The 15,075-nt window shown below is 65.8% G+C and carries 25 protein-coding genes; 23 read left to right on the plus strand and 2 right to left on the minus strand.

Annotated features, from left to right (window positions below):
• Positions 1–6 precede the first annotated feature (6 nt).
• The 22 genes from rplP to rplQ all read left to right on the plus strand — a co-directional run bounded on the left by rplP (position 7) and on the right by rplQ (position 10,424).
• Positions 7–426, plus strand: a complete 420-nt coding sequence (gene rplP, locus MLG87_RS12520) for a 50S ribosomal protein L16 (RefSeq protein ID WP_243295501.1) — start codon at positions 7–9, stop codon at positions 424–426.
• 5 nt (positions 427–431) lie between these two features.
• Positions 432–632 (plus strand): 50S ribosomal protein L29, encoded by a 201-nt coding sequence (gene rpmC / locus MLG87_RS12525; RefSeq protein ID WP_026852748.1) that lies wholly within the window; start codon positions 432–434, stop codon positions 630–632.
• Positions 633–640: 8 nt separating this feature from the next.
• Positions 641–898, plus strand: a complete 258-nt coding sequence (rpsQ, locus tag MLG87_RS12530) for a 30S ribosomal protein S17 (RefSeq protein WP_026852747.1) — start codon at positions 641–643, stop codon at positions 896–898.
• 9 nt (positions 899–907) lie between these two features.
• The gene (gene rplN / locus MLG87_RS12535; protein WP_026852746.1) at positions 908–1,276 is read left to right on the plus strand and encodes a 50S ribosomal protein L14; all 369 of its coding nucleotides are present in this window, start codon (positions 908–910) and stop codon (positions 1,274–1,276) included.
• Complete coding sequence (gene rplX, locus MLG87_RS12540) at positions 1,276–1,551, plus strand: 50S ribosomal protein L24 (RefSeq protein WP_243295502.1); 276 nt, start codon at positions 1,276–1,278, stop codon at positions 1,549–1,551. The genes rplN and rplX overlap by 1 nt, the downstream gene beginning before the upstream one ends.
• 330 nt (positions 1,552–1,881) lie before the next feature.
• The gene (gene rplE, locus MLG87_RS12545; protein WP_243295503.1) at positions 1,882–2,445 is read left to right on the plus strand and encodes a 50S ribosomal protein L5; all 564 of its coding nucleotides are present in this window, start codon (positions 1,882–1,884) and stop codon (positions 2,443–2,445) included.
• 18 nt (positions 2,446–2,463) lie between these two features.
• Entirely contained in the window at positions 2,464–2,649 is a 186-nt protein-coding gene (locus MLG87_RS12550) for a type Z 30S ribosomal protein S14 (protein WP_026852743.1), read from the plus strand.
• A 12-nt stretch (positions 2,650–2,661) separates the two neighbouring features.
• On the plus strand, positions 2,662–3,057 hold the full coding sequence (gene rpsH / locus MLG87_RS12555; RefSeq protein WP_243288432.1) for a 30S ribosomal protein S8: 396 nt from the start codon (positions 2,662–2,664) through the stop codon (positions 3,055–3,057).
• A 48-nt stretch (positions 3,058–3,105) separates the two neighbouring features.
• Positions 3,106–3,642: a 50S ribosomal protein L6 gene (gene rplF, locus MLG87_RS12560; RefSeq protein ID WP_243288431.1), complete on the plus strand. Its 537-nt coding sequence runs from the start codon at positions 3,106–3,108 to the stop codon at positions 3,640–3,642.
• Between the two features lie 9 nt (positions 3,643–3,651).
• Positions 3,652–4,014 carry a 50S ribosomal protein L18 gene (gene rplR, locus MLG87_RS12565; RefSeq protein ID WP_243288430.1) on the plus strand — a complete coding sequence of 121 codons (363 nt, stop codon included), beginning with the start codon at positions 3,652–3,654 and terminating at the stop codon, positions 4,012–4,014.
• A 9-nt stretch (positions 4,015–4,023) separates the two neighbouring features.
• Entirely contained in the window at positions 4,024–4,551 is a 528-nt protein-coding gene (gene rpsE, locus MLG87_RS12570; protein WP_243288429.1) for a 30S ribosomal protein S5, read from the plus strand.
• Between the two features lies 1 nt (position 4,552).
• Positions 4,553–4,750, plus strand: a complete 198-nt coding sequence (gene rpmD, locus MLG87_RS12575) for a 50S ribosomal protein L30 (RefSeq protein ID WP_043483639.1) — start codon at positions 4,553–4,555, stop codon at positions 4,748–4,750.
• A gap of 3 nt (positions 4,751–4,753) precedes the next feature.
• A complete protein-coding gene (gene rplO / locus MLG87_RS12580) occupies positions 4,754–5,215 on the plus strand; it encodes a 50S ribosomal protein L15 (RefSeq protein WP_243295504.1) in 462 nt (153 codons plus the stop codon).
• Between the two features lie 6 nt (positions 5,216–5,221).
• Positions 5,222–6,577 carry a preprotein translocase subunit SecY gene (gene secY / locus MLG87_RS12585; RefSeq protein ID WP_243295505.1) on the plus strand — a complete coding sequence of 452 codons (1,356 nt, stop codon included), beginning with the start codon at positions 5,222–5,224 and terminating at the stop codon, positions 6,575–6,577.
• Entirely contained in the window at positions 6,574–7,245 is a 672-nt protein-coding gene (locus MLG87_RS12590) for an adenylate kinase (RefSeq protein ID WP_243295506.1), read from the plus strand. Before secY ends, MLG87_RS12590 begins: the two co-directional genes overlap by 4 nt.
• The gene (infA, locus tag MLG87_RS12595) at positions 7,242–7,460 is read left to right on the plus strand and encodes a translation initiation factor IF-1 (RefSeq protein WP_026852734.1); all 219 of its coding nucleotides are present in this window, start codon (positions 7,242–7,244) and stop codon (positions 7,458–7,460) included. Before MLG87_RS12590 ends, infA begins: the two co-directional genes overlap by 4 nt.
• Positions 7,461–7,478: 18 nt before the next feature.
• Positions 7,479–7,595 (plus strand): 50S ribosomal protein L36, encoded by a 117-nt coding sequence (gene rpmJ, locus MLG87_RS12600; RefSeq protein ID WP_026852733.1) that lies wholly within the window; start codon positions 7,479–7,481, stop codon positions 7,593–7,595.
• A 9-nt stretch (positions 7,596–7,604) separates the two neighbouring features.
• The gene (rpsM, locus tag MLG87_RS12605) at positions 7,605–7,973 is read left to right on the plus strand and encodes a 30S ribosomal protein S13 (protein WP_026852732.1); all 369 of its coding nucleotides are present in this window, start codon (positions 7,605–7,607) and stop codon (positions 7,971–7,973) included.
• A 12-nt stretch (positions 7,974–7,985) separates the two neighbouring features.
• Complete coding sequence (gene rpsK / locus MLG87_RS12610; protein WP_026852731.1) at positions 7,986–8,393, plus strand: 30S ribosomal protein S11; 408 nt, start codon at positions 7,986–7,988, stop codon at positions 8,391–8,393.
• 15 nt (positions 8,394–8,408) lie between these two features.
• Entirely contained in the window at positions 8,409–9,041 is a 633-nt protein-coding gene (gene rpsD, locus MLG87_RS12615) for a 30S ribosomal protein S4 (RefSeq protein ID WP_243295507.1), read from the plus strand.
• Positions 9,042–9,050: 9 nt separating this feature from the next.
• Entirely contained in the window at positions 9,051–10,022 is a 972-nt protein-coding gene (locus MLG87_RS12620; protein ID WP_243288422.1) for a DNA-directed RNA polymerase subunit alpha, read from the plus strand.
• 9 nt (positions 10,023–10,031) lie between these two features.
• Positions 10,032–10,424 (plus strand): 50S ribosomal protein L17, encoded by a 393-nt coding sequence (gene rplQ / locus MLG87_RS12625; protein ID WP_243288421.1) that lies wholly within the window; start codon positions 10,032–10,034, stop codon positions 10,422–10,424.
• Positions 10,425–10,481: 57 nt separating this feature from the next.
• On the opposite strand, the gene MLG87_RS12630 is transcribed toward rplQ, so the two are convergent.
• Positions 10,482–11,939 (minus strand): serine/threonine protein kinase, encoded by a 1,458-nt coding sequence (locus MLG87_RS12630; protein ID WP_243295508.1) that lies wholly within the window; start codon positions 11,937–11,939, stop codon positions 10,482–10,484.
• Between the two features lie 2 nt (positions 11,940–11,941).
• Complete coding sequence (locus MLG87_RS12635; RefSeq protein WP_243295509.1) at positions 11,942–12,682, minus strand: metallophosphoesterase family protein; 741 nt, start codon at positions 12,680–12,682, stop codon at positions 11,942–11,944.
• Positions 12,683–13,217: 535 nt separating this feature from the next.
• Here MLG87_RS12635 and MLG87_RS12640 point away from each other — a divergent pair.
• Positions 13,218–14,879, plus strand: coding sequence for an MFS transporter (locus MLG87_RS12640; RefSeq protein WP_243295510.1), 1,662 nt, complete (start codon positions 13,218–13,220; stop codon positions 14,877–14,879).
• Positions 14,880–15,075: the final 196 nt, after the last annotated feature.

A 15,075-nucleotide genomic window follows, 5' to 3' on the forward strand; every position in this document is an offset into this window, starting at 1 on the left:
GACCCCATGCTGATGCCCAAGAAGGTCAAGAACCGCAAAACCCAGAAGGGCCGCACCCGCGGCGTCGCCACCCGCGGCAACGATCTCGCCTTCGGCGATTTCGGCCTCAAGGCGACGGAGCACTGCTGGCTGACCAACCGCCAGATCGAGGCCGCCCGTATCGCCATGACCCGCCACATCAAGCGCGGCGGCAAGATCTGGATCCGCATCTTCCCGGACCGTCCCACCACCTCGAAGCCCGCGGAGACCCGCATGGGCTCCGGCAAGGGGGCTCCGGACGGCTGGGTGGCGGTGATCCGCCCCGGTCGCATCCTCTTCGAGATGGAGGGGGTGACCGACGAGGTGGCGCGTGAAGCCCTGCGCCTGGCCCAGATGAAGCTGTCCGTGGCGTCTGAAATCGTCACCCGCACGCCGCCGGAGGAGTGATCGCCATGACCAAGAAGAATCCCTTTTCCGATTTGACCGGCAAGAGCGTCGAGGAGCTGGCGCAGCTGGAGGCCGAACTGGCCGCCAAGCGCTTCACCCTCCGCTTCCAGCACGCCGTGGGCCAGGTCGAGAACACCGCCGAGATCCGCAAGACTCGCCGTGAGCTCGCCCGCGTCAAAACCGCCCTGGCGACCAAGCTGGCCTAGGAGATCCCATGAGCCTCGAAAACAAGATGATTCGCAACGGCGTCGTGGTCTCCAACAAGGCCGACAAGACCGTGGTGGTGAAGGTGGAGCGCAAGTTCCAGCACCCGCTCTACCACCGCACGGTCAAGCAGACCGCCAAGTTCATGGCCCACGACGAGACCAACGCCTGCGGCATCGGCGACGTGGTCAAGATCGTGGAGACCCGCCCCCTTTCCAAGCGCAAGCGCTGGACGGTCCTCGAGATCGTCCAGAAGGCCGGCGAGTAAGGAGCTCACATGATCCAGATGGGAACCATGCTCACCGTCGCCGACAACTCCGGCGCCAAGAAGATCTGCTGCATCCTGCCCCTGGGCGGCGGTGTGGGCAAGATCGCCCAGCTCGGCGACGTGATCACCGCCTCCGTCAAGGAAGCGATCCCGGGCGGCACGGTCAAGAAGAAGGCCGTCGTCCAGGCCGTGATCGTCCGCCAGCGCAAGGCCTACCGCCGCAAGGACGGCTCCTACATCCGCTTCGACGAGAACGCCGCCGTCATCATCAAGAAGGATGGCGAGCCCGTCGGCACCCGCGTGTTCGGCCCTGTGGCCCGCGAGCTGCGCGAGCGGAAGTACATGAAGATCGTCTCCCTCGCCCCTGAGGTGCTGTAATGGAAGCCACCACCACCAAGATGAAGCTCAAGAAGGGCGACCAGGTCGTCGTCATCGCCGGCAAGGAGAAGGGCAAGACCGGGACCATCTCCAAGGTCAGCCCCGCCACCAACCGAGTGGTCGTCGCCGGCGTCAACATGATCAAGAAGGCCACCAAGCCCAATCCCCAGACCGGGGAGGGCGGCGGCATCGTCGAGAAGGAGGCTTCCATCCATGCCTCCAATGTCATGCTGCTCGACGCCAAGACGGGCAAGGGCACCCGCAAGAGGGCCTAACGTTCTCCGGGGGTTCCGCGCTTCGCTGCGCTGCGCGCACACCCCCGGGCCCCCGCGTCCTCGGAGGCTGAGCCTCCTCGGACTTACCTGATCGGGTGTTCCGGGACCCTGGAACCACCGCACCGCCTTTGAAATACAAGCTTTTGCCTTCCCAGGGGCCTTCGTTCATGGGAAGATCTTCGTTCTGCCCCGTGCGCGGGGTGGGAATCCACGGCGCATCCCGCGCCATGACAACTGAGGTTGGGGGGAAACGGGCCGGACCGCTGTCCCAAGCCCCCCCGCCCTCCCGAACCCCTGGGGCATAGCCGCCCCACGGAAATGGAGGCATCCATGACTGCCAAGCAGGACCACGCGGAGCCCCGCGTCAAGGCTCGCTACCACCAGGAGGTGGTGTCGAAGCTCAAGGAGGAGTTCGCCTTCTCCTCCGCCATGCAGGTGCCCCGCCTGCAGAAGATCGTCATCAACATGGGCGTGGGCGACGCCATCCAGAACATCAAGGTCCTGGACGTGGCTGTTGACGAGCTGACCGCCATCGCCGGCCAGAAGGCCGTCGTGCGCAAGGCCAAGAAGAGCGTCGCCCAGTTCAAGCTGCGCGCCGGCATGCCCATCGCCTGCATGGTGACCCTGCGCGGTCCCCGCATGTGGGAGTTCTTCGACCGCCTGGTGACCCTGTCCCTTCCCCGCGTCCGCGACTTCCGCGGCGTGCCCACCAAGTCCTTCGACGGCCGCGGCAACTACACGCTGGGCCTCAAGGATCAGCTGATCTTCCAGGAGATCGACTACGCCAAGGTGGACAAGATGAAGGGCATGAACATCACCTTCGTGACCACCGCCAAGAACGACGCCGAAGCGCGGGCCCTGCTGGCCCACCTCGGTATGCCCTTCCGCAAATAGGCTAAGGAGATCATACCGATGGCCAAGATTTCCAAAATCGTCAAGGATTCGCGCAAGCCGAAGTTCTCGACCCAGCACCGCAACCGCTGCAAGTGCTGCGGCCGGCCCCGGGGCTTCATGCGCAAGTTTGAACTCTGCCGTCTGTGCTTCCGCAAGTTCGCCCTCAACGGCGAGCTGCCGGGCGTCCAGAAGTCCAGCTGGTAAGGAGAGGGGACCATGCATACCGATCCCATCGCTGACTACCTCACCCGCATCCGCAACGGCATCATGGCCGGTCACGATGCCGTGGTGGTGCCCGCCTCCAAGATCAAGGCCGGCCTCTGCGGCATCCTGAAGCAGGAGGGCTACATCCATTCCTTCAAGCAGGTGGAGCACGAGGGCCGCGCGTACCTCATCCTCAACCTCAAGTACGTGAAGGACAAGGAGAACGTGATCCACGGCCTGCGCCGCGTGTCCCGCCCTGGCCTGCGCATCTACTCCGGCGCCCAGGAGATCCCCGAGGTCCACGGCGGCCTCGGCATCGCGATCCTGTCCACCCCGAAGGGCCTCCTGACGGGCAAGGACGCCAAGAAGCAGAACGTCGGCGGCGAAGTCCTCGCCCACGTCTGGTAACCCATCCTGAAATGGGCGGATTCTCCGCCCTCATCTAAGGAATCCACCATGTCTCGAATCGGAAAGAAGCCCGTGACGCTGCCCAAGGGCGTGAAGGTCACAGTCACCGGGTCCGAGGCCGTCGTCGAGGGCGCCAAGGGCAAGCTCACCTGCCCGATCCCCGCCGGGATCACCCTCGAAGTCCAGGCCGACTCCGTGAACCTCACCCGCGTCAACGATGAGCCCCAGACCCGTGCCTACCACGGCCTGACCCGCGCCCTGCTCGGCAACGCCGTCACCGGCGTGACCGAGGGCTGGAAGAAGGAGCTGGACATCGTCGGCGTCGGCTACAAGGCCGCCATGGACGGCGCCAAGCTCAACCTCGAGCTGGGCTACAGCCATCCCATCAAGTACGAGGCTCCCGCGGGCATCCAGATGGCCGTCGAGAAGGCCACCCACATCGTCGTGACCGGCATCGACCGGCAGCTGGTGGGCCAGGTCGCCGCCGACATCCGGAAGTTCCGCAAGCCCGAGCCCTACAAGGGCAAGGGTGTCATGTACACCGGCGAAGTCATCCGCCGCAAGGCCGGCAAGACCGGGAAGTAAGGGGAATCCATGGCGAACGATATCAACATTCGGCGTGACAAGACCAAGGCGCGCATCCGCGGCCGCGTGAGCGGCACGCCCGAGCGGCCCCGTCTCACCATCTACAAGAGCCTGAAGCGCATCTACGTGCAGGCGGTGGACGACAGCAAGGGCATCACCCTGGCCTCCGCCAGCAGCCTCGAGAAGGACCTGCGCGAGAAGCTCAAGAACGGCGCCAACATCGAGGCCGCCAAGGCCGTCGGCGCCAGCATCGCCGCCCGGCTGAAGGAGAAGGGCATCACCGCAGTGGTGTTCGACCGGAACGGTTACGTCTATCACGGCCGCGTCAAGGCGCTGGCTGACAGCGCCCGCGAAGCCGGGCTCCAGTTCTAGGGGATCACCATGGCGACTGCAGAGCTCAAGGACAACAAGGAAACCCGCAACAACCCCGAAGCCGGGGAATTCAAGGACCAGGTCATCTACGTGGGCCGCGTCACCAAGGTGGTGAAGGGGGGCAAGAACTTCTCCTTCTCCGCGCTGGTGGTCGTGGGCGACGGCAACGGCAAGGTCGGCTTCGGTCTCGGCAAGGCCCTGGAAGTGCCCTCCGCCATCAAGAAGGGCATCGAGAGCGCCAAGCGCAACATGATCAAGGTTCCCCTCACCTCGAACGGCAGCCTGCCGCACCCGGTGACGGGCATCTTCGGCTCCGGCAGTGTGCTGCTGAAGCCGGCCCCCGAGGGCACCGGCATCATCGCCGGCGCCGCGGTGCGCGCCATCATGGAGGCCGCCGGCGTCCACAACGTGCTGACGAAGAGCCTGGGCTCCTCCAACCCCCACAACGTGGTCCGCGCCACGTTCGAAGGGCTGAAGGACCTCATGGATCCCTACACGGTCCTGACCAACCGGGGCCTGGACCAGGCGGAGGTTTAACATGTCGCAGTTCATCGGCAAGCAGGTGGTGCTGACCCTCAAGCGCTCCATCATCTGCACCACTCCCAAGCACCGGGCCTTCATGCAGACCCTCGGTCTGAAGCGCCCCGGCGACACCCGCGAATGCGAATACACCCCCAACGTCCACGGGATGGTCAAGCTCGTCCCGCATCTCATCGACGTTCAGGTGAAGGGGTAGGTCATGAAGCTCAACGAACTCAAGCCCGCTGAGGGCGCCACCAAGACCCGCAAGCGCCTGGGCCGCGGCAAGGGCTCCGGCCTCGGCAAGACGTCCGGCCGCGGCGAGAAGGGCCAGAAGTCCCGGTCCGGCTATCGCAGCAAGCGCGGTTTCGAGGGCGGCCAGATGCCCCTCGTCCGCCGCCTGCCCAAGCGCGGTTTCACCAACATCTTCGCTCCCGAGACCAAGGAGATCACCCTCAGCCTCATCTCCATCCACTTCAAGGATGGCGAGACGGTCTGTCTGGATGCCCTGCGGGACAAGAAGCTCGTCAACTCCCGCGTCGAGAAGATCGTGGTGCTGGCCAGCGGCGAGCTCACCGCCAAGGTGAACGTCGTGGCCGACCGCATCACCAAGGGCGCCCGTGAAGCCATCCTGGCCAAGGGTGGCACGATCCAGGAGCCCTGCGCGAAGTCTGCCGAGTAACGGCCGATGAACCGCCTCAAGAACCTCTTCGCAATCCCGGAGCTGCGCAAGCGGCTCCTCTTCACCCTCATCCTCCTGGCCATCTACCGCCTGGGGGTGCACGTCAGCGTGCCGGGGGTGAACGCCGAGAACCTGGCTGCCGCGCTCAAGCGCGGCGGCGGCGGGCTCTTCGACGTTGTCGACCTGTTCTCCGGTGGTGCGTTCAAGAAGTTCTCGGTCTTCGCCCTCGGCATCGCCCCCTACATCACGGCCAGCATCGTGCTGCAGCTGATGGGGGCCGTGGTGCCCTACCTGGAGAACCTCCAGAAGAAGGAAGGCGAGGCCGGCCGGCAGAAGATCACCCAGTGGACCCGTTACCTTACCGTGCTCCTGGCCTTCGTCCAGGGCATGGGCATCGCCTCCCTGGCCCAGAGCCAGAACGCGCCCGGCCTCGAGGTGGTGACCAACGCCATCTCGCCGACCGCCTTCCGGTTCCTGGCGGCCTTCACGCTGTCTGTGGGCACGATCTTCGTCATGTGGATCGGCGAGCAGATCACCGAGCGAGGCATCGGCAACGGCATCAGCCTGCTGATCTTCGCGGGCATCGTGGCGGGCCTGCCCCAGGGCCTCACCACCCTGACCGTGATGATCACCCAGTCCCTGAAGAACGCCCCGAACGTCCCGCCCCCGGGCATCTTCATCCTGCTGCTGGGCGCCATGACCGTGGTGCTGCTGGCCGTGGTCCTGGTGGAGAACGCCTACCGGCGCATCCCCATCCACTACGCCCGCCGGGCCGACTCGGCCGGCATGTCCAGCCAGCGCAGCTCCTACATGCCCCTGAAGGTGAACACCGCCGGCGTGATGCCCGTCATCTTCGCCAGCTCCGTCATCTTCTTCCCCGCCACCATCGCCCAGTTCACCCGCTGGGAGTGGCTGGCCAAGGCGGCCGCCTACCTCAGCCCCCAGACCCACTTCTGGATCTACACGCCGGTCTTCGTGGGAGTGACGGTCTTCTTCTCGTTCTTCTACACCAGCATCGTCTTCAATCCTGATGAGACCGCCGAGAACATGAAGCGGTCCGGGGGCTACATCCCGGGCATCCGCCCCGGCAAGGAGACCAGCGTCTTCATGGACAGCATCCTGTCCAAGCTGACCTTCGTGGGCGCCATCTACCTGGCCCTGGTCTCCATCGTGCCCCTGCTCATCACCAACAACATCCAGGGCCTCAACTTCTACTTCGGCGGCACCAGCCTGCTGATCGTGGTGGGCGTGGCCATGGACAGCGCGGCCCAGCTGGAAAGCCTGCTGGTCATGCGCCGCTACGACGGATTCCTCGAGAAGGGCCGCATCCGCGGCCGTTCCACCCGCAGGGGTGAGGCATGAGTGCCAATGCCAACCTTGTCGCGAACATCCTCCTCGGGGCCCCGGGCTCCGGGAAGGGCACCCAGGCCAAGCGCCTGGTGGAAACATTCTCTTTGACTCACCTCTCAACCGGTGACATTCTGAGAGATGCCGTCTCGAAAGGGACGGAGATCGGCCTGAGGGCGAAAGCCATCATGGCCGAGGGAAAACTGGTGGACGACGACACCGTCAACGGCCTTGTCTTCGCGCGGCTGCTGGACGAGACCTCCGACGTGCTGTTCGACGGCTACCCACGCACCCTTCAGCAAGCTCAAGCCCTGGAAGACTTCCTCTCCTCCAAGGGCATGAAGACGGGTCACGTGGTGCTGGTCGATGTCCCCCAGGATGTGCTGGAAGCCCGCGTGGTGGGCCGGCGCGTCTGCAGCAACAACGCCTGCGGCGCCATCTACCACCTGGAATCCAAGCCACCCAAGCAGGCCGGTGTCTGCGATCTGTGCGGAAGTCCCCTGAAGCACCGTTCCGACGACACCGCTGAAGCCTTCCGGAGCCGGATGGGCGAGTTCCACTCGACCTTCCAGCCGCTCCTGGGTTTCTACAAGCATCGGCCGACCTTCCGGAGCGTGGATGGCAATCGCGCCCCGGAGCTGGTGTTTGATTCGCTGCGTCACGTCTTCGGAGAACGCGCTTGAGCAAAGAAGAAGCCATTGAGCTCGAAGCCACAGTGGTCGAGGCCTTGCCCAACGCGGTATTCCGGGTCGAACTGGAAAACAAGCACCAGGTGCTGGCGCACATCAGCGGGAAGATGCGCAAGAACTTCATCCGCATCCTTCCCGGCGACAGGGTCCTCGTCGAGGTCACCCCATACGACCTGACCCGCGGCCGCATCATCTACCGATTCAAGTAACCGAAACGAGAGGAAACCATGAAAGTCCGGCCCTCCATCAAGAAGCTCTGCGAGCACTGCAAAGTGGTGCGCCGCGAAGGCATCAACCGGGTCATCTGCAAGAAGAACCCGAAGCACAAGCAGCGTCAGGGTTAAGGAGACACGATGGCACGCATCGCTGGCATTGATCTGCCCATCGGAAAGCGCATCGAGATCGCGCTCACCTACATCTACGGCATCGGCCGCGCCAAGGCGCACAGCATCCTGACCCGCGCGAAGGTCGACTTCGGCACGAAGGTGCGCGACCTGACCGAGGATGAGGTCGGCCGCATCCGCCGCGTCATCACCGCCGAGGAGACTGTGGAGGGCGACCTCCGCAAGAACATCGCGCTCGACATCAAGCGGCTCATGGACATCGGCTGCTACCGCGGCCTGCGCCACCGGAAGGGTCTGCCCGTCCGTGGCCAGCGCACGCACACCAACGCCCGCACCCGCAAGGGCAAGCGGCGCACCGTGGCCGGCAAGAAGAAGTAAGGCGAGGAGACCATGGCCAAGACCCAGACCCGGACCGCCGGCAAGAAGGTGGTCAAGAAGAAGGAAAAGAAGAACGTCCCCCACGGCGTGGCTCACGTCCAGGCGTCCTTCAACAACACCATCATCTCCATCTCCGATCCGATGGGGAACATGCTCTGCTGGGCTTCCAGCGGCAACCAGAACTTCCGCGGTACCCGCAAGGGCACGCCCTTCGCAGCCCAGGTGGCCGCCGGCGTCTGCGCCGAGGCCGCCAAGGAGCAGGGCGTCCGCTCGGTGGACGTCCGCGTCAAGGGCCCCGGTGCGGGCCGTGAGAGCGCCATTCGCGCCCTCAACGCCGCCGGCATCCAGGTGACCAGCATCCGCGACGTCACCCCCATCCCCCACAACGGCTGCCGGCCGCCCAAGCGGCGCCGGGTTTAAGAGAGGAGGAGAGACATGGCACGTTACACAGACGCCGTTTGCCGCCTCTGCCGCCGCGAGGGCATGAAGCTTTATCTCAAGGGCGAGCGCTGCTTCAAGGAGAAGTGCTCCTTCGAGACCCGCAAGGGCAAGATCCCCGGCCAGCACGGCGCGGGGAAGATCAAGAAGCCCACCGGCTACGCCCTGCAGCTCCGCGAGAAGCAGAAGGTGAAGCGCATCTACGGTGTGCTCGAGAAGCAGTTCCGCCACTACTTCGAGAAGGCCGACGCCAAGAAGGGTGTCACCGGCCACAACCTGCTCGGGTTCCTCGAGAGCCGCCTGGACAACGTGGTCTACCGCCTGGGTTTCGCGCCCAGCCGCACCTCCGCGCGCCAGATGGTCATGCACGGCCACGTGCTGGTCAACGGCAAGCGGGTGGACATCCCCTCCTTCCAGGTGAAGCCTGGCCAGGCGGTGGAGCTGGGCAAGCGCGCCCGCGAGAACGACGGCGTCAAGACCTCCGTCGAAACCTCCGCTGGCCGTGGCATTCCCAAGTGGCTTTCCCTGGACGCCGCCGCCTTCAAGGGCCAGGTGCTCGCCGCGCCGACCCGCGAGGACATCACCCTGGACATCAACGAGCAGCTGATCGTTGAACTGTATTCCAAGTAAGGGGGCAGGATGCTGAACCTCAGCGATTTCCAGAGGCCGCGATTCGCGGAGGTGACTCCCGGGTCCCTCACGGACTCCTACGGAGAATTCGTGGCCTACCCCTTCGAGCGTGGCTTCGCCACGACCGTGGGGCACAGCCTCCGCCGGGTGCTGCTCAGCAGCATCCAGGGGGCGGCTGTCACCAACGTCCGCATCAAGGGCGTCATGCACGAGTTCACCACCCTTCCGGGCGTCTGGGAGGACATCACCCATGTCCTCCTGAACCTCAAGGAAGTGCCGTTCAAGCTGCACAGCCCCGAGCCCCAGACGGTGACCATCTCCGCCAAGGGCGAGGGCACGGTGACCTCGGCCGCCATCCGCTGCAACCAGAACGTGGAGGTCGTGGATCCCAACATCCACATCGCCACCCTGGGCGAAGAGGGCGAGCTGGAGATCGAGATGGTGGTGCGTCTGGGCCGCGGGTTCGTGACCGCGGACCACAACCACGACGAGAGCCTGGGCCTGGGCTTCATCCCCATGGATGCCAACCACAGCCCCATCATCCGCGTGAACTACATCGTCGAACCCGCCCGCGTGGGCCAGAGCACCGACTACGAGAAGCTCACGCTCCAGGTCTGGACCAACGGCGCGGTCAACCCCAAGGAAGCCGTCTCCGACGCGGCCCTCATCCTGCGCGACCACTTCCTCGTGTTCGCCCGCCAGGACGAGGACTTCACCGAGATGGAGATGGGCGCCGCCACCCTCGGGGCCGAGGCCGCCAACACCTGGCTGGGCAAGTCCGTCGAGGAGCTCGAGCTCTCCGTGCGCGCCAACAACTGCCTCCGCAACGCCAATATCACCACCATCGGCGAGCTGGTCCAGCGGACCGAGGCTGAACTGATGAAAACCAAGAACTTCGGCAAGAAGTCGCTCCAGGAGATCAAGGACGAGCTCGCTCGCATCGGCCTCTCCCTCGGCATGCGCCTCGAGCAGGAAGTGTAAGGAGCCCCCATGCGTCACAACGTTTCCGGCAAGCGCCTGGGCCGCACCACCAACCAGCGCAAGGCCCTCATGAAGAACCTCGCGACCGCCCTGATCCAGAGCGAGCGCATCGAAACCACCCTGGTGAAGGCCAAGGAGCTCCGCAGCTTCGTGGAACCCTTCATCACCCTCGCGAAGACCGACTCGGTCGCCAACCGCCGCTTGGCGATGGCCCGCCTCGGAAGCAAGGACGCCGTGCAGAAGCTCTTCGGCGCCGACTTCCGCAAGCGGTTCGAGAGCCGTCCCGGCGGCTACACCCGCATCCTCAAGATGGCCCATCGCCTCGGCGACGCGGCCGACATGGCCCTCATCGAGTTCGTGGACTACACCCTCCCCGAGCCGAAGGCCGAGGACGCGGAGTAGGATTCTGCCGCAGCCATGGGAACGCCCCGGCCCGCCGGGGCGTTCCCATGTACGGCCTCAGCCCACGGTCCAGGTGCCCTCGCCCTTGTCCTCGGGTTCGTCCTTGAAATCGGACCCCCGCAGCCGCCGGGCCCGCACCACCGTCACGGAGCAGGGCGCCTGCGCGGCCACCTGGCTGGACACGCTGCCCAGGAGCGTCCGCCGCAGGGAGCTGGCGCGGGCGCCGATGACCACGTGATCCACGTGGTTGGCGTTCACGTACTGGAGGATGGCCCCCGCGGGGTCCGGCGACTGCAGGACATGGAAGCTGATCCGGCCCTCCTCGAGGCCCAGGGGCTCGGCCCAGTGGCGCAGCTCCACGAGCCGCTGCAGGTGGCGGTTCCGACCTTCGGCGTCTACCTGCTCGTCCAGGGTGATGCGCCCCAGCTTGAATACGTTCAGGCAGGCCACCCGCGCGCCGGGAAGGGCGGGGAGCATGTGGGCCACCATGCTGCGCAGAATGCCGGCGATGGGGGCGGCCTCGGGGGAGAGATCGACGGCCACGGCGAGGATCGGCGCATCGCCGTCGTTCCGGCTGGGCGTCTTCCCGCCGGGAAGCACCAGCTCGCGATCGGTGAAGCGGCGCCGGAGCACGGTGGTGAAAGGGTCCTGCCGAAGCTTCTCCGAGCGCGCCGTGAGCTTCACCTGGTCCGGATGGCGGAGGGCCAGGGCCAGGTGGGCCGCGGTGGGGTACCGCCAGGCCGGATGCACCTCCAGGCAGCGCAGGATGATCTCCTGAAGCCAGGGCGGGCAGTCCGGGCGGAGCTGGCGGGGCGGCACCGGATCGCGCCAGATCCGGCGCTTCAGGCCGGAGAGGCGCTGGGGATCGCCGAAGGGCCGCACGTCCGTGAGGAAGAAATACAGGAGCACGCCCAGGGCGAACTGGTCGCTGCGGGGGTCGCGGCGCAGGCCGAGCACTTGCTCCGGCGCCATGTAGGGCGCCGTGCCGTAGGGAAGGCGGAACTCCTCGCCCATCAGGTCGGGCAGCTCCTCGTGGTGGGAGAGCCCGTAGTCGATGAGCACCATCTCCCCGGTGGGCCGCGTGAGGAGGTTGGAGGGCTTCACGTCCAGGTGGACCACCCGCTGGCGATGCAGATCGTCCAGAGCCGTGGCGATGCGGGCGCCCAGGGCCGCCACCTCCGGGCAGGCCAGGGGGAGCCGGGTCAGCATGGGCAGGAGGCTGGGACCGGGGATCCGCTCCATGACCAGGTAGGGCTGGAAGCCGGTGGAGCCCGTGGCGATGAACCTGGGCACGTGCGGACCCGACAGCCGGGGAAGGATCATCTGCTCCATCTCGAAACCGACGATGGCGGCGGGATCCGTGCCCTCCGAAAGCACGGGCGCCTTGACCAGCAGGGGGAAGTCGAAGCCGGGATGGGAGGCGGCCCAGAGCGAGGCCATGCCGCCCTGGTGGATCCGCTCTCCGACGAGGAAGCCGTCGAGGTTGGTTCCGGGTGCGATGGCCGTCTGCGGCATGGTCAGAGCCCTTTCCGGAGCCGGGCTGCAAGGGCGCGCGGGAGGCCCGCTTGCAGGATGGAGGTCGCGGTGGCCTGGATGTCGTAGGCTACCCGGAAATGGGTGAGCTCGGACGAGGCTGTGTCCAGCATGGCGTAGGCCGCCCCCGGATGGCCGTCGCGGGGCTGGCCCACCGAGCCGATCACGGTCAGCCAGCGGCGGTGGATCGGCAGGGGGATGGGCACGGCGGGGACGGGCTTGAAGGAGACCAATTGCCCCGTGGCGGTGATGCCATGCAGGGCGGGAACATGGGTGTGCCCGCAGAAGACCACCTGGGCCCGGCTGGCCTCCAGCGCGCGGCGGGCGTCGCGGCCCTCGCGGATGTAGAGCCACGGGGGGTAGGTCTGAGGGCTGGCGTGCACGTAGAGGCGGGGGCCGTCCTCGAAGCGCAGGGGCAGGCTGGCCAGGAACTCGCGGGCTTCCTGTCCGAGCTGGCCCCGGGTCCAGGCCATGGCGGTCTCGGCGTCCGAAGTCATCGATTCCCGCTCATCAGCCACGGCCTGATCATGGTTGCCTGCCACCGCGATGGCGCCCCGGCGCACCTCGGCCTGGATGCGCTCCAGCACTTCATTCGGCTGGGCACCGTAGCCCACGTAGTCGCCGAGAAAGACGAGCCGCTCCGCGCCCCGCGCATGGGCGTGCTCCAGGCAGGCCTCCAGCGCGAGCCGGTTGGCATGGATATCCGCCAGGAGGGCGATGCGCATGGGGGCATCCGGAAGGGGTGGAGGGTCAGAAACCATGATAGGGGCTTGAGCGCGCCAGAGTCCGGTTCTCTCGTCCCACGAGCGCATGCCGGGGCACGAAGGCGCGGAGGCGCGGAATCTGACAAGCCCTGTCGGCAGGGTCGCGTGTGGCGCCTTCCCGGGCTCGACTCGCGGTCAGAAGACGATCACAAGGTCACTTTAGAGCGGGAATTACGGCAAATTTTCCCGCCCCAAAAAAAATGGCTCTCCGGACATGGACTTGCTTGACCCGGAGGAAAGGAGTGCGTTAGCTAGTGATCAGCCAACCCAATCCAACCTGTTCCGCGGGGCGTGCCCACCGCGAACCCCATAACGATCCGTCGCTTTCGGGCCTGGAGCCATCCAGGCGTACTCAGACCACCATCCCGGCTCAGGCCGGCCTCACGAAAGGGGATTTCGAAAGGTTCCGCACCTGAGCTGCCATCCGGCTCGACCACGAGAAGGACCACTGAACGCCCAGCTTCAACCCAAGGAACATTCAAGGAGGCAACACAACATGGCAATCGCAACCGAGCAAATCGCCACCAAGACCCCGCTCACCAAAGAAGAACGCATGGTGATCGTCGCCTCGTCCGTGGGGACGGTGTTCGAGTGGTACGACTTCTACCTCTACGCCACGCTGGCGCCGTTCTTCGCCCACCTGTTCTTCCCCAAGGGGAATGACACGGCCGCCCTGCTGTCCGCCTTCGCGGCCTACGCGGCGGGCTTCCTGGTCCGCCCCTTCGGCGCCCTGGTCTTTGGCCGCATCGGCGACCTCATCGGCCGCAAGTACACGTTCCTCGTGACCATCATGGTCATGGGCCTCTCCACCTTCGGCGTGGGCCTTCTGCCCACCTTCGAGACGGTGGGCTGGCTGGCGCCCATCATCATGGTGACGCTGCGCCTCCTGCAGGGCCTGGCCCTCGGCGGTGAGTACGGCGGGGCGGCCACCTACGTGGCGGAGCACTCCGCGCACGACCGCCGCGGCTACAACACCAGCTGGATCCAGACCACGGCCACTGTGGGCTTCTTCCTCTGCCTCGGCATCATCATGGCCTGCCGCGGCGGCATGACGAAGGAAGCCTTCGCCCTCTGGGGCTGGCGCATTCCCTTCCTGGTGTCCATCATCCTGCTCGGCGTGTCCGTCTGGATCCGCCTGAAGCTGCACGAGTCGCCGATCTTCACCAAGATGAAGGCCGAGGGCAAGACCTCCAAGGCCCCCCTCAGCGACAGCTTCCTGAAGTACCCCAACAACAAGTACGCGCTGCTCGCCCTCCTCGGCGCCACCGCCGGCCAGGGCGTGGTGTGGTACACCGGCCAGTTCTACGCGCTGTTCTTCATGCAGATCACGCTGAAGCTGGACTACCAGACCACCTACATGCTCATCGGCGCGTCGCTGCTGCTCGGCACGCCCTTCTTCATCTTCTTCGGCTGGCTGTCGGACAAGATCGGCCGCCTGAAGATCATCCTGGCGGGCTGCCTCATCGCCGCCGTCACCTTCTTCCCCCTGTTCAAGCAGCTGACCCACTACGTGAACCCGGCCCTGGAGACCTTCCAGAACAGCACCGTGATCACGGTGGCCGGCAATCCCAAGGACGAGACCTTCAACCTCTTCGTCGGCCCCTGGAGCAAGTTCACCGAGCTGGATCGCGTGAACGACTTCTTCGGCAAGCAGGGCCTCAACTTCACCAAGGTCGCGCCCGAGGCCGGCAAGATGGTGGTCGCCACCATCCAGGGCAAGAATGCCGCGACGGGCCAGGTCACCACCACCCGCGTGGAAGGCTGGAGCGCGGCCTCGGAAGGCGCCCTCAAGAAGGCCCTGACCGACCTCGGCTATCCCAAGGAAGCCGACAAGTCCAAGGTCAACTACCCCATGACCCTCCTGATCCTGTTCGTCTTCCTCATCTACGTGACCATGGTCTACGGGCCCATCGCCGCCTTCCTGGTGGAGCTCTTCCCCACGAACATCCGCTACACCTCCATGTCGCTGCCCTACCACATCGGCAACGGCTGGTTCGGCGGCATGCTGCCCCTCATCGCGACGGCCATCGTGGCCCTGAAGGGCAACATCTACTTCGGGCTCTGGTATCCCGTCGTCGTGGCCCTCATGACCGTGGTGATCGGGGCCCTCTTCCTGAAGGAGACCAAGGACCGCGACATCACCACCTACCAGCATTGATCGGACTTCCCGGCGGCTGGGCCGCCGGGAGGGCAGAAGGGGTCGGGCGGAGGGGACTTCGCCCGACCCCACCTCTTGGGTTCTGGGCACCGGACTGGAGGCTCTACCCGAGGTAACGAGTGCTGGACAAGGGGCGGGGCGGGCCGGAGAATGATCGCCTCCTCCCCCCTTCCAACGTCTTTCACAGCCTGACGGA

This window comes from Geothrix mesophila, assembly GCF_022808835.1.
In the GTDB taxonomy this organism is placed as follows: Bacteria; Acidobacteriota; Holophagae; order Holophagales; family Holophagaceae; genus Geothrix; species Geothrix paludis.

Excerpts from the sequence above, each read along its gene's own strand:
- rplP (WP_243295501.1), top strand. The coding sequence starts at position 7 with ATGCTGATGCCCAAGAAGGTCAAGAACCGCAAAACCCAGAAGGGCCGC.
- rpmC (WP_026852748.1), top strand. The coding sequence starts at position 432 with ATGACCAAGAAGAATCCCTTTTCCGATTTGACCGGCAAGAGCGTCGAG.
- rpsQ (WP_026852747.1), top strand. The coding sequence starts at position 641 with ATGAGCCTCGAAAACAAGATGATTCGCAACGGCGTCGTGGTCTCCAAC.
- rplN (WP_026852746.1), top strand. The coding sequence starts at position 908 with ATGATCCAGATGGGAACCATGCTCACCGTCGCCGACAACTCCGGCGCC.
- rplX (WP_243295502.1), top strand. The coding sequence starts at position 1,276 with ATGGAAGCCACCACCACCAAGATGAAGCTCAAGAAGGGCGACCAGGTC.
- rplE (WP_243295503.1), top strand. The coding sequence starts at position 1,882 with ATGACTGCCAAGCAGGACCACGCGGAGCCCCGCGTCAAGGCTCGCTAC.
- MLG87_RS12550 (WP_026852743.1), top strand. The coding sequence starts at position 2,464 with ATGGCCAAGATTTCCAAAATCGTCAAGGATTCGCGCAAGCCGAAGTTC.
- rpsH (WP_243288432.1), top strand. The coding sequence starts at position 2,662 with ATGCATACCGATCCCATCGCTGACTACCTCACCCGCATCCGCAACGGC.
- rplF (WP_243288431.1), top strand. The coding sequence starts at position 3,106 with ATGTCTCGAATCGGAAAGAAGCCCGTGACGCTGCCCAAGGGCGTGAAG.
- rplR (WP_243288430.1), top strand. The coding sequence starts at position 3,652 with ATGGCGAACGATATCAACATTCGGCGTGACAAGACCAAGGCGCGCATC.
- rpsE (WP_243288429.1), top strand. The coding sequence starts at position 4,024 with ATGGCGACTGCAGAGCTCAAGGACAACAAGGAAACCCGCAACAACCCC.
- rpmD (WP_043483639.1), top strand. The coding sequence starts at position 4,553 with ATGTCGCAGTTCATCGGCAAGCAGGTGGTGCTGACCCTCAAGCGCTCC.
- rplO (WP_243295504.1), top strand. The coding sequence starts at position 4,754 with ATGAAGCTCAACGAACTCAAGCCCGCTGAGGGCGCCACCAAGACCCGC.
- secY (WP_243295505.1), top strand. The coding sequence starts at position 5,222 with ATGAACCGCCTCAAGAACCTCTTCGCAATCCCGGAGCTGCGCAAGCGG.
- MLG87_RS12590 (WP_243295506.1), top strand. The coding sequence starts at position 6,574 with ATGAGTGCCAATGCCAACCTTGTCGCGAACATCCTCCTCGGGGCCCCG.
- rpmJ (WP_026852733.1), top strand. The coding sequence starts at position 7,479 with ATGAAAGTCCGGCCCTCCATCAAGAAGCTCTGCGAGCACTGCAAAGTG.
- rpsM (WP_026852732.1), top strand. The coding sequence starts at position 7,605 with ATGGCACGCATCGCTGGCATTGATCTGCCCATCGGAAAGCGCATCGAG.
- rpsK (WP_026852731.1), top strand. The coding sequence starts at position 7,986 with ATGGCCAAGACCCAGACCCGGACCGCCGGCAAGAAGGTGGTCAAGAAG.
- rpsD (WP_243295507.1), top strand. The coding sequence starts at position 8,409 with ATGGCACGTTACACAGACGCCGTTTGCCGCCTCTGCCGCCGCGAGGGC.
- MLG87_RS12620 (WP_243288422.1), top strand. The coding sequence starts at position 9,051 with ATGCTGAACCTCAGCGATTTCCAGAGGCCGCGATTCGCGGAGGTGACT.
- rplQ (WP_243288421.1), top strand. The coding sequence starts at position 10,032 with ATGCGTCACAACGTTTCCGGCAAGCGCCTGGGCCGCACCACCAACCAG.
- MLG87_RS12630 (WP_243295508.1), bottom strand. The coding sequence starts at position 11,939 with ATGCCGCAGACGGCCATCGCACCCGGAACCAACCTCGACGGCTTCCTC.
- MLG87_RS12635 (WP_243295509.1), bottom strand. The coding sequence starts at position 12,682 with ATGCGCATCGCCCTCCTGGCGGATATCCATGCCAACCGGCTCGCGCTG.
- MLG87_RS12640 (WP_243295510.1), top strand. The coding sequence starts at position 13,218 with ATGGCAATCGCAACCGAGCAAATCGCCACCAAGACCCCGCTCACCAAA.